Genomic DNA, 12,373 nt, shown 5'->3' on the forward strand with positions numbered 1-12,373 from the left:
CGGGCGACGGGGCCTTCGTCATGCCCGGGCACCGGCCGGACGGGACCGGCGGGGCAGGGACAGCAGGGCCAGGGTCAGGGCGAGGGCCGCCGCGGTGACCGGCACGCCGAAGCCGGCCGTGGGCGACACGTGCTCCACCGTCCAGCCGCCGGCCGCGCTGCCGCAGGCGATGCCGCCGAGCAGGCCGGTCACCGCCAGGGTCATGCCCTCGTTCAGGCGGCCCTCGGGAGTGCGGTGCTGGACCAGCGTCATCGTCGTCACCATCGTCGGGGCCGTCGCCATCCCCGCGGCCAGCAGCGTGAGCGCCAGCAGCGGCAGCGAGCCGGTGCGGGACGCGGCGAGCAGGGGCAGCGTCATCAGGGCCGTCATCGCGGCCACGCACCACGGCAGGCGGGCCGCGGCCGACCCGGACGGCTTCAGGGCGCCGTACAGCAGGCCCGCCGCGCAGGAACCGGCCGCCTGGAGCGCCAGGACCGCGCCGGCCGCCGAACGGTGCCCCTGCGCGTCCGCGAACGCGATCGTGACGACCTCCATCGCGCCGAACACCGCACCCGTCGCCAGGCACATCGCCAGCAGCGGGGGGATGCCGGGCGCGCGGAAGGGCGCCTTCGCGGCCGGGCGCGGCCGGGCCGGCGGCTCCGTCGCGCGCTGGGCGGCGAACAGCAGGATGCCGGTCACCAGCAGGAACACCCCGACCAGCGTGCCCGCCTCCGGGAACAGCGACGTGCACAGGAACGCCGCGAGGACCGGCCCGAGCATGTAGCACAGCTCGTCCGTGGCCTGCTCGAAGGAGTTCGCCGTGTGCAGGGCGCCGGCGTCGCCCTTCAGCAGGTGCGACCAGCGGGCGCGGGCCATGCCGCCGGTGTTGGGCGTCGTGGCCGTGGCGGCGTACGCGGCGAACAGGGTCCAGTCGGGGGCCCCGGAGCGCACGCACAGCACCAGCAGCAGCGAGCCGAGCGCCGCGAACAGCGTCGCCGGGACCGCCACCCGGGCCTGCCCGTACCGGTCCACGAGCCGCGCGGTCCACGGCGCGACCAGCGCGGTCGCCGCCAGCCCGGTCGCGGTGACGGCACCGGCGAGCGCGTACGAGCCGCGCGTACCGGCGATCATCACGACCGCGCTGACGCTGAACATGCCCATCGGCAGCCGGGCGATGAGATTGCCGGCCGTGAACGCGCGGGCGCCGGGCACGGACAGCAGGCGCCGGTACGGGCCCGGCGGCCGGCGCGAGGCGCGCGGACGGAAGTCGGCGGCGACGAGGGCGTCGGCGGTGACGGTGAACAGGGGGGCCTGCGGACGGGAGCGTCGAGGAGTCGTTGGCGGCATGCGCCAACCGTCGCCCGCGGGAGATCACGGGGTCCAACACCTTCTCGGTACGCATTCACGCACTCCCGTTGTAAATTCGCCGGATGCCCGCACCGGTTCACCTCGATCCGCGCCTCCTGCGCGCCTTCGTCACCGTCGCCGAGGACCTGCACTTCACCCGCGCCGCGGCCCGCCTCTACGTCGCCCAGCAGGCACTCAGCCGGGACGTGCGGCGCCTGGAACGCGAGCTGGGCGCCGAGCTGTTCGTCCGGTCCACCCGGCAGGTGACGCTGACGGCCGACGGCGAGCGGCTGCTGCCGTACGCCCGCCGCGTGCTCCAGGCGCAGGACGACCTCCTCGCCGCCTTCGGGCAGGCGCGCCCGCTGCTGGTCGACCTCAACTCGCCCGGCCTGGTCACCGGGCGCCTGGTCCTGGAACGGGCCCGGCGCCTCGCACCCGAACTGGAGCTCATGGCCCGCTACGAGAGCGGTCTGACCGGCGCCGCCGCCGAGCTGCTCGCGGGGCGGCTCGACGCCTCGTTCGGCCGCTTCGCGGGCCTGCCCCCGGCGTTGCGGGCCGGACTCGGTCACCAGCCGGTGCGCTACGAGCCCATGGCGGTCGTCCTGCCCGAGGACCACCCCCTGGCCCCGCTGCCTCGGGTGCCGCTCGCCGCACTGGCCGGGGAGACCGTGTACGCCGGGGCCGGCAACCCGCGGACGCCGGAGTGGACCGACCTGGGACACCGCCTGTTCGAGGGACGCGGCATCGAGGTGGCACCACCCCTTCCGCTGGCCGTCGGGGACGAGGAGTTCCGGCGGATCATGGACAAGACGCGCAATCCGATCCTCGCGGTGGTGAGCTTTCCGGCCATGGCCTCCACCGTGGTGCGCCCGCTCGTCGATCCCGTCCCGCTGTCGCCCGTCTCACTGGTCTGGCGAAAGGGGCTGGTGCACCCCGCGTTGGACGCGCTGCGCCGGGCTGCCGCCCAGGTCGCGGCCGAGAACGGGTGGCTCCACCGGCCCGCAGAAGGGTGGATTCCGGCCAGTGACGCCGCTGTGATGTCCGTCCATTAACCGGCACGCGGCAACCACACCTCCCTCGCGTGCGCTACATTCTTGGCCTGAGCGCTGTGTGGTACAGGGGGCGTGCGAACCTGGTGGGGGCCGGTTCGGCCGACGGGTGCTCGGAGTCGTATGCGCACCCGGAACTGTTCCCTCGGGGGGAAGTGCGTGCGCGTGAGGAATTGGCAAGAAGACGCCCAACCGGAGTGGCCCGGCGCCGCGTCCGGTACCCGTGATGCCGCGGCACCGGGACCCCAGCAGGACGCCACCCAGGTGCTTCCCGCCACCGGTGCCTTCCCGGGCACCGCGCCGTCCCCGATGCCCGGAGCGGCGTCCCCGGTGACCGGCGCGCCCGCGGGGTCCGGATGGTTCGGAGAGGCCGGGGGGTTCCCGGCCGGCCGGAGCACGGACGCGCCGCGTCCCGACGCGGGCGCCGGGACGGAGCTGCCGCGCCACGTCTCCCCGGCGTCCGCGGACGCGTCCCGTACCGAGGTCCTTCCGCAGGTCGGCACCGACCTGTTCGGCGGCCCGGCGCGCCGGGACCGAACAGTCCAGGACCGCACAGGCCGAAACCGAATAGGGCAGGACCGCACAGGCCGGGACCGAATAGGGCAGGGCGGGGTCCCCCGGCACGGTGGCCCCCGGTTCGGCGAAGCGCCGCACCCGGACGCCGACGCCACGGACGTCCTCCCGTCGGCCGCCCAGGCGGCCCCGACCCGCGCCTTCCCCGCGCCCGCCACCGCCGCACTCCGCGACCCCTGGCAGGAGACGCCCGGCGCCCTGGACGCACCCGACGCGCACCCGGCCGCCGGCTCCGACCACACGCACGACCCCCACGAGGTCACGGTCCAGCTCGACGCCGTCCAGCTCGGCGACGGCATCATCCGCCGGGCCGCCAACGGCCCCGGCAGGCACGCCGCCCCCGACGCCTCCGACGGACCGGTGTTCGTCGACGAGTCGGGCCGCCGCAGCCGCCGCTTCCGCCGCATCGGCATCGCCCTGGGCGGCGCCTGCGCGATCTACGCCGTCGTCATCGTCTCCACGCTCCTGTCGGGCAACTCCAACGCGCCCTGGCTGCCCGTGCCCGGTCAGGAACAGGGCCAGCCCGCCGGGCAGGTCGAGACCACGCCGCTGCCCTCGCAGTCCGCGCAGCCCTCCGCGAGCGGCAGCGCCACCCCGCTGGACGGCGCCTCGGCCGGTGCCGACGCGACGGCGTCCCCCGACGCCTCCGCGCCCGGCAGCTCCGCCACCGCGGGACAGCCGGGCGGCAGCGCCGATCCCCGGCCCTCCGCGACCGGAACCGCACCGAAGCCGGGCGGCGGCGCGGCCCAGCCCGACCCGACGGTGACGACGCAGCAGCCGCCCCCCGCCACCACCGACCCGACGACGCCGGCGGGCGGTGGCGAGACCACGGTCCAGCCGACCACGCCGACGGACGGCGGCACCACCACCGACCCCGGCGCCGGCACCACCGTGAACGGTGGCAGCGACGTCTCCCCCGTGGCCGCCGGAGTCGCGTCCCCCACCGGCACCTCCACGTCCCTCTCCCCGGAGTACACCCTCTGATGGCATCCCGCACCCGCCGTCACGGCGCCGCGCGCGGCGCACGTGACGGCGCCCGGCGCCGCCGCCTGCCCTTGCGCCTGCTGCTGCCGCTGCTCGTCCTCGTCGCCCTGGTGGCGATGCTCATGCTGCGCGGCTACGTGCACAGCGAGATCCTCGCCGACCACCGCGTCCAGCCGCCCGCCGGCACCGCCCACGTACCCGGGAAGATCCTCGAGGGGGGCCCGGTCATCGACACCCGCGGCGGCCGGGCCGGCAGCCTGAGCGTGCCCGACCACCGCCTCGTCCTCACCTTCGACGACGGCCCGGACCCGGTCTGGACGCCGAGGGTGCTGGACGTGCTGAAGAAGCACGACGCGCACGCGGTCTTCTTCGTCACCGGCACCATGGCCTCCCGCTACCCGGACCTCGTCAAGCGCATGGTCGACGAGGGCCACGAGGTCGGCCTGCACACCTTCAACCACCCCGACCTCTCCTTCCAGTCCAAGAAGCGCATCGACTGGGAGCTGTCGCAGAACCAGCTGGCGATCACCGGCGCGGCCGGCGTCCGCACCTCGCTCTTCCGCCCGCCGTACTCCTCCTTCGCCGACGCCATGGACGACAAGTCCTGGCCGGTCACCGAGTACATCGGCTCCCGCGGCTACATCACCGTCGTCAACAACACCGACAGCGAGGACTGGAAGAAGCCCGGCGTCCAGGAGATCATCCGCCGCGCCACGCCGCACGGCGGCAAGGGCGCCATCGTCCTGATGCACGACTCCGGCGGCGACCGCCACCAGACCGTGCAGGCCCTGGACACCTTCCTGCCCGACCTGAAGAAGAAGGGCTACGAGTTCGACAACCTCACCGAGGCCATCGACGCGCCCAGCGCGATGAGCCCGGTGACCGGCGTCGAACTGTGGAAGGGCAAGGCGTGGGTCTGGCTGGTCCAGGCCTCGGAGAAGCTCACCGACGTCCTGGTGGTGGGCCTGGCGATCATCGGCTCCCTGGTCATCGGCCGCTTCCTGCTGATGCTGCTGCTGTCCGGCGTCCACGCCCGCCGGGTGCGCCGCAAGGGCTTCCGCTGGGGCCCGCCCGTCACCGAGCCGGTGACGGTGCTGGTGCCGGCGTACAACGAGGCCAAGTGCATCGAGAACACCGTCCGTTCGCTGATGGAGAGCGACCACCCGGTCGAGGTCATCGTCATCGACGACGGCTCCAGCGACGGCACGGCCCGGATCGTGGAGGCGATGGGCCTGCCCAACGTCCGGGTGATCCGCCAGCTCAACGCGGGCAAGCCCGCCGCGCTCAACCGCGGCCTGGCGAACGCCAGTCACGACATCGTCGTCATGATGGACGGCGACACCGTCTTCGAGCCGTCCACCGTCCGCGAGCTCGTCCAGCCCTTCGGCGACCCGAAGGTCGGCGCCGTCGCGGGCAACGCGAAGGTCGGCAACAAGGACAGCCTCATCGGCGCCTGGCAGCACATCGAGTACGTGATGGGCTTCAACCTGGACCGCCGCATGTACGACGTCCTGCGCTGCATGCCGACCATCCCGGGCGCCGTGGGTGCCTTCCGGCGCTCCGCGCTCGAGCCCTTCGGCGGCATGAGCGACGACACCCTCGCCGAGGACACCGACGTCACCATGGCGCTGCACCGCGCCGGCTGGCGGGTCGTCTACGCCGAGAACGCCCGCGCCTGGACCGAGGCCCCGGAGTCCGTCCAGCAGCTCTGGTCCCAGCGCTACCGCTGGTCCTACGGCACCATGCAGGCCATCTGGAAGCACCGCCGCGCCGTGATCGAAGGGGGCCCCTCGGGCCGTTTCGGCCGCGTCGGCCTGCCCTTCGTCTCCCTGTTCATGGTCGTGGCACCGCTCCTGGCCCCGCTGATCGACATCTTCCTGCTCTACGGCATCGTGTTCGGCCCGACCGAGAAGACGATCGTCGCGTGGCTGGGCGTCCTCGCCATCCAGGCGGTGTGCGCGACGTACGCGTTCATCCTCGACCGGGAACGGCTGACACCGCTCATCTCGCTCCCGCTCCAGCAGATCCTGTACCGCCAGGTCATGTACGTCGTGCTGCTCCAGTCCTGGATCACCGCGCTCACCGGCGGCCGGCTGCGCTGGCAGAAGCTGCGGCGCACGGGCGGGGTGTCCGCACCACCGGGAGACCCGGGCGTTCCCACGCAACGGCCGCACGCCATGGACGGGAGGCCGGTCGGATGACCACCTCGCCCTTCGACCCGACACGTCCGGTCCCCGGCCCGGCCGCCGCCCCGGGCTCCGGCCCGGTCCCGACCCAGGAATTCCCGCACATGACCGCCCCTTCCTTTCCGTCCGTGGGGGCGGAGCCGGTCCAGCCGGCGGTCCCGCAGCAGAAGCAGGCCCGCCGGGGTCCCGTCCGTGACCGCTACTTCGACCTGCTCCGGGCCGTGGCCCTCTTCCGGGTGGTCCTCTACCACCTGATGGGCTGGGCCTGGCTGCCGGTGGTCTTCCCGTCCATGGGCGTGATGTTCGCCCTCGCGGGCAACCTCATGGCCCGTTCCCTCAAGCGCCCCGCGGTGCAGGTCGTGCGGAGCCGGATGCGCCGTCTCCTGCCGCCCCTGTGGCTGCTGGGCGCGGTGGGCGTGACGGGCATGCTGCTCCAGGGCTGGGGGCCCGGCGCCGACGGGCATCCGGGATGGTGGTGGATCCACCTCGGCTTCTGGATCCTGCCGCTGAGCGACCCGCCCTTCGCGGAGGGGCTGTCCGGCGTCCACGGACTGCTGGGCGACAACTGGGCCTCGGACCTCGCCGGTCCGCTGTGGTACATCCGGGCCTACCTCTGGTACGTCCTGCTCTCCCCGCTCCTGCTGCGTGCCCTGCGCGCTCTGCCGTGGGTGACGATCCTCGCCCCGCTGGCACTCTCGGCCGCCTTCGAGTTCGGCTACCTCAGCCTGCCCGGCGAGCGCATCCCCTCGGCGCTCACGGACTTCAGCACCTTCGGAGCCTGCTGGGTCCTGGGCATGGCCCACCAGGAAGGCGTCCTCAAGCGGCTCCCGCGGTACGTCGTGCCCTCGGTGGCCCCCGTGATCGCCGCGCTGGGCCTCTGGTACGCGATGAAGCAGGGCTTCAAGACCGGCTACGACCTGGACTCCATCCCCTTCGCCCAGGCCGTCTGGTCCTTCGCGACCGTGCTGCTGCTCCTGCACGTGAGCCCGTCGTGGTCCGAGTGGCCGCGCCCGCTGCGCCGCTTCGACCGGCTGGTCACCCTGCTCAACTCGCGGGCGGTGACGATCTACCTCTGGCACAACATCTGCATCCTCATCGCCGCCACGATGTGGGACCAGCTGTGGGGCTTCGAGGTGATGTACGAGAACGTTCCGTGGCTCCTGGAGAGCCCGTGGCCGGTCCTCGTCCTGGCCTGGATCCTCATCGGCAGCTGCGTCGTCTGGTTCGGCTGGATGGAGGACGTGGCGGCCAAGCGCAAGCCGCAGCTGTGGCCGGACGGCTCGAAGCGCCCCGAGCCCAGGCGGCCCAGGAGCCGGGCGGCACACCGGGGCTGACGCCCTCCGCTCCCCCGTGCGAGACTGCCCCGGTTGCGGACGTGAACAGGGTGACGCGAGTCGGCCCGGGGGAGCAGGTGGGATGAGCAAGCGGCAGATACGGAACATGCTGCGGCTGATGGCGAGCGGGGAGCCGGTCGAGCTCACCAGCGCGATGGCATCCGTGAAGAAACTGGCCCGACTCGCCTTCGTCGCCCAGCAGTTCGGCTACGAGTACGCCGACGTGCGGCAGGGCGGCGGGAACAACAGCCAGCTGAAGATGCTGATCGTGCCCGACCCCAGCCCGCAGGCTCGGGCGCGGGCCGCGCAGAACTGGGCGCAGTACCCGCAGGCCGGTGACGGCGTCTCGGTGCCGCCGCTCGTGCCGGACGCCTTCGAACTCCTCAAGGCCCGCATCAACTTCGACCTCACCGGCAAGAGCGCCGAGAAGCGGATGGGGTACGGCGCCCTCGGCGTCACCATCGGCTGCGCCGCCCTCGCCTTCCGGGCCGGCGGCCGGTCCGAGGACTTCGTGGCCGCCGCGATCATCTGGCTGTTCGTCCTGGCGATCCTGGGCGTCGGCCTGCTCGTCACCCGCAGGCGCAACGCCAAGTTCGCGGCCCGCCTGCAGGCCGCCGGCTTCACGCCGGTGGCGGACGAGACCGGGCGGGTCCGCTATCTGCCGCCGGGCGGCCACCTGCCCGGGCACGGCAACCCCTTCGGCGGAGGCGCCCCCGTCACCGGCTCGCCGTACGGGTACCCCGCGCCCGGCCACCCCGCCGCGCCCGGCGCCCACGGCGGGCCCGCGCCGGCCGGGTACGGCCACCCCGCCCCCGGCTCCTACTCCCCGCAGCAGCCGTACCCGGCCCAGGGCGGCTACGGACAGCCGCAGCCCCAGGCTTCGTACGGGCCGCCGCCGCAGCAGCCTTACGGGCAGCAGCCGCCCCACCCGCAGCAGCCGTACCCCCAGCAGAACCCCCACTGGCAGCCCCAGCCGCCTCAGGGCTGACCGTTCGAGGGCCACAGGGGTGGCCGGATCACGCCGCGCCGGGAACGACTCCCGTGCGCGGCGTTCCTCTTTCTGACCTGTGACGCCGCTCCCGGGCGAACCTCCTGCCGCGCGTCAAACGTGTGAACGCACTTATGGCTGAAACGAGTCGACTTATTGACCCTCTGGTCACAAGGAGCGTTCAATTCTGATCGTTTTCTTTGGGGATCTTGTGAAGCTGGGGGCGGGTTTCTGTGACGGGGAGACGGATACGCGGTGGGGTCGGGGCCCGGCCCCGCCGCGGAGCGATCGGGGTGACCGCGGGGCTGCTGGCGCTGGTCTCCACACTCGTGGTGCCGCTGACGGCGGCCCCCGCGGCGGCGGAGGACACGCCGCCGCAGACCGAGGGACAGCGGGCGCTGGCGCAGGCGCAGGAGTCCGGAACCCGCGTGGAGGTGACCGGCGAGCGCGGTGAGCGCACCACGGTCTTCGCCAATCCGGACGGCTCGACCTTCACGCTCGAGGAGTCGTCGGTGCCCGTGCGCGTCGCGAAGCCCGGCGGCGGCTGGCAGACGCCGGACCCTACGCTCGTCGAGCGGCCCGACGGATCGGTCGGGCCGAAGGCGGCCTCCGCGGAGATGACGTTCTCCGGCGGCGGGGAGGCGCCGCTGGCGAGGATCGAGGAGCGCGGCCGGTGGCTCCAGCTCGACTGGCCGGGCCCGCTCCCCGAGCCGGAGCTGAACGGCGCGAGCGCCCTGTACCCCGAGGTCCTGCCGGGCGTCGACCTCAAGGTGACCGCGACGGTCGAGAGCTTCCAGCAGGTGCTGGTGGTGAAGACGCCCGAGGCGGCCGCGAACGACGGGCTCGACGAGCTCAGGTTCGGCCTGGAGGCCGACGGCCTGGACGTCGTGAAGGGCGCCGCCGGCAACCTGGCCGCGCTGGACGCGTCCGGGCGGACCGTGTTCAAGGCGCCGCCGGCGCAGATGTGGAACTCGGCGGGCAGGGCCGCCCCGCAGCCGGAGACGCAGCTCGTGCGGGCGGCGGCGGAGCAGCCCGAGCCCGCGGACCCGGCGGAGGGCGCGGCCTCGGGCAAGGGCCTGGAACCGGGGCAGGGCGACACGGTCGCCCCCATGGACGTCCGGGTGACCGAGGACGCGCTGACGGTCGTCCCGGACGCGGACATGCTGGCCCACACCGACGAGGCGGCCTTCCCGCTGTTCATCGACCCCACCATCACCTGGGGCGAGTCCGAGCGGACGCTGCTGCGCAGTGACGGCTACGAGTCGTACGGCTGGGGCAACGGCGACGACGACCTCGGCAAGGGCGTCGGCAAGTGCGGCACGTGGAACAACTACTACTGCGGCCCCGGCTACGTGCAGAAGCTGTACTTCGAGTTCTCCCCGGCCAGCCTCAAGGGCAAGAAGGTCCTGGACGCCACGTTCCGGGTGACCGAGCCGTGGGCGTTCCAGTGCGACCCGCGCTGGGTCGACCTGGTGCGCACCAACAACATCTCCTCCTCCACCACCTGGTCCTCCCGCCCCAAGGAACTGGACTGGATGGTCGACCGGCACGTCTCGGCCGGACGCGGCTCGCTGTGCGACCCGGACTCGCCGGACGCGCCGATCGAGTTCAACGACAACCCCGAGGAGACGAACGAGAACCTCACCCCGACCGTGCAGAGCTTCGCGGCGGGCAAGTTCTCCCGGCTCACGCTGGAGGTCCGCGCCCACGACGAGTCGGACACCTCGGCGTGGAAGCGGTTCAAGAACGACGCGGTGCTCTCCGTGGACTTCGTCGGACTCCCGGACAAGCCCACCGGGACCGGCCTGGTGACGGGCACGGGCACCGTGTGCGAGCGCTCGGAGAGCGACCCGGCCGTCGTCTCCGACCCCACCCCGACGCTGCGGGCGTACGCGCAGACCAAGGCGGGCGGCGAGAAGGAGGCCCAGCTCCGGGTCTACTTCGACCTGGACCACAAGAACACCGACGGGACGTGGTCGGACACCAACCCGGGCAACGGGTCGGTGCGCCCCTCCACCGGGTACATCGGGGACGGCAAGTCCACCACGCTGACCTGGTCCACGCTCACCGACGGCAAGCTGTACCGCTACCAGGCCTTCACGCACTCGTTCTACAACTCCGGCAAGAGCTACCTGTCGAGCGCCACCTCGGGCTGGTGCTACTTCAAGGTGGACTCCACGGCACCCAAGGCACCCAAGATCACGATCGGGGCGCCCTACAGCGCGTGCACCGAGACCGCGTGCGTCATGGCCGGCGGGCCCGGTCAGGCCGCGAAGCTCTCCTTCGCCGCCGCGACCGGGGACGGCAACAACGTCGCCTACCAGTACAAGCTGTCCTCGGACGACGCCTGGTCGCCCGAGCTCAAGGGCGTGTCCGTCACCAAGGAGATCACCCCGGAGCGCTCCGGCACCTACAGCGTGTACGTCCGGGCGAAGGACGACGTCGGCCGCTGGGGCGCGCAGAACACCGTCGACTTCCTGGTGGCGGCCGGTGAGGGCCCGGTCGGACGCTGGCACTTCGACGAGGCCGGCGGCGCCGCGAAGGACGCCGCCACGGCCGACGGCCCCGACGACGCGGCCCTGGCCGGCGGCGCGGTGCGCGACGACCGCGGACGGCGCGGCCTGGTCACGCACGACGCCCAGGGGCAGCCGCTGGAGAACGCGATCACGGACAAGGGCCTGCTGCTGAACGGCACCACCGGCTACGCGCAGACCGGCGGACCGGTGCTGGAGACCCGCTCGGCCTACACGCTCTCGGCCTGGGTGCGTCTGGACAAGGCGACGGACAGCTACGGCGCGGTGCTCTCCACGAGGGACGGCGTCAGCAGCCCGTTCCTGCTCACCTACACGCCCACCAGCAAGACGTGGTTCTTCGGGGTGCGGACCAAGGACAGCACCGACTACTACTGGGGCACCGCCGCGGTCTACCCGGCCCAGGTCGGTGTCTGGACCCATCTGGCGGGCACCTACGACCCCGCCAAGGGCGAACTGCGCTTCTACGTGGACGGCCGGCTCCAGAAGAGCGCCGTCCAGACGGAGGGGTCGTGGCCGTCCCCGGGTCCGCTGGACATCGGCAGGCACCAGCTCAGCAAGGGGCCCGCCTACTACTTCCCCGGTTCCATCGACGAGGTGGCCGTGTGGCAGCGCGTGCTGACGGCGCGCGAGATCGGTGACGAGGCGCAGCTCCTGACGTCCCAGGGCTACGCGGGAGCCGAGCTGGTGGCCGACTGGTCGGCCGAGCGGGGCAGCGGCACCACGGTCCCCGACACCACCTCCGGCTACGGCAGGACGCTGGCCCTCGAGGGCGGCGCCTCGGTCGACGGCGACGCGATCACCCTGGACGGCGTCGACGACGCCGCGACCACCGCCGGACCGCTGGTGTCGGAGCACGCCTCGTTCACCGCGTCCACCCTGGTGCAGCTGGACCGGGCCGCGCTGCTGACCAAGGACGTCGGCTACACCGGCCAGGTCCTGGGCCAGCGCACCGAGGACGGATCGTCCTGGGGCTTCTGGTTCGAACTGACCGGCAAGGACACCGTGCTGGACGAGGACACCGGTGAGGAGGTCACCCGGCCCGCCGGCAAGTGGCACTTCGGCCGCCGCAACAACGACGGCACGTGGACGTCGGTCGTCTCGGACGAGATCGCCGCCATGGACAGCGAGGTGCGGCTGACCGGCGTGTACAACTCCCTCACCGGAACCATCGGCCTCTACCTCGGACACAACCAGAACGGCGCCGACCTCGCCTACGCGATCAAGGTCGGTACGGGGGAGTTCGCCGTCGGCAAGGGATTCACCTCCGGCGCCTGGCAGCACCGCCTGCCGGCCCGCGTCATGGACGTGCGGCTCTGGGCGGGCGCCATGGCGGGCAGTGACCAGATCGACGAGATGGTCGGGGACTGACGGGAACCGGCCCGGCACACGGTGCCCACGG

The 12,373-nt window shown here is 72.9% G+C and carries 7 protein-coding genes; 6 read left to right on the forward strand and 1 reads right to left on the reverse strand.

All coding sequences use genetic code 11. The features are described from left to right. Nucleotides 1–18: 18 nt before the first annotated feature. Nucleotides 19–1,326 (reverse strand): MFS transporter, encoded by a 1,308-nt coding sequence (locus ACFWJB_RS03000; RefSeq protein WP_386919904.1) that lies wholly within the window; start codon nt 1,324–1,326, stop codon nt 19–21. A gap of 83 nt (nt 1,327–1,409) precedes the next feature. On the opposite strand from ACFWJB_RS03000, the gene ACFWJB_RS03005 reads away from it, so the two are divergent. The 6 genes from ACFWJB_RS03005 (at nt 1,410) to ACFWJB_RS03030 (ending at nt 12,342) form a co-directional block, all read left to right on the forward strand. Beyond that, a complete protein-coding gene (locus tag ACFWJB_RS03005) occupies nt 1,410–2,378 on the forward strand; it encodes a LysR family transcriptional regulator (protein WP_386919906.1) in 969 nt (322 codons plus the stop codon). Between the two features lie 162 nt (nt 2,379–2,540). After that, the gene (locus ACFWJB_RS03010; RefSeq protein ID WP_386919908.1) at nt 2,541–3,932 is read left to right on the forward strand and encodes a hypothetical protein; all 1,392 of its coding nucleotides are present in this window, start codon (nt 2,541–2,543) and stop codon (nt 3,930–3,932) included. After that, nucleotides 3,932–6,133 (forward strand): glycosyltransferase, encoded by a 2,202-nt coding sequence (locus tag ACFWJB_RS03015; protein WP_385470092.1) that lies wholly within the window; start codon nt 3,932–3,934, stop codon nt 6,131–6,133. Before ACFWJB_RS03010 ends, ACFWJB_RS03015 begins: the two co-directional genes overlap by 1 nt. Before the next feature lie 89 nt (nt 6,134–6,222). Continuing rightward, nucleotides 6,223–7,452, forward strand: coding sequence for an acyltransferase family protein (locus ACFWJB_RS03020; RefSeq protein WP_385470090.1), 1,230 nt, complete (start codon nt 6,223–6,225; stop codon nt 7,450–7,452). Nucleotides 7,453–7,534: 82 nt separating this feature from the next. Beyond that, entirely contained in the window at nt 7,535–8,440 is a 906-nt protein-coding gene (locus ACFWJB_RS03025) for a hypothetical protein (protein WP_386919911.1), read from the forward strand. A gap of 293 nt (nt 8,441–8,733) precedes the next feature. Further along, a complete protein-coding gene (locus ACFWJB_RS03030) occupies nt 8,734–12,342 on the forward strand; it encodes a LamG-like jellyroll fold domain-containing protein (protein WP_386919913.1) in 3,609 nt (1,202 codons plus the stop codon). Nucleotides 12,343–12,373: the final 31 nt, after the last annotated feature.

The sequence above is a fragment of the Streptomyces sp. NPDC127100 genome, assembly GCF_042724095.1.
Taxonomy (GTDB): Bacteria; Actinomycetota; Actinomycetes; order Streptomycetales; family Streptomycetaceae; genus Streptomyces.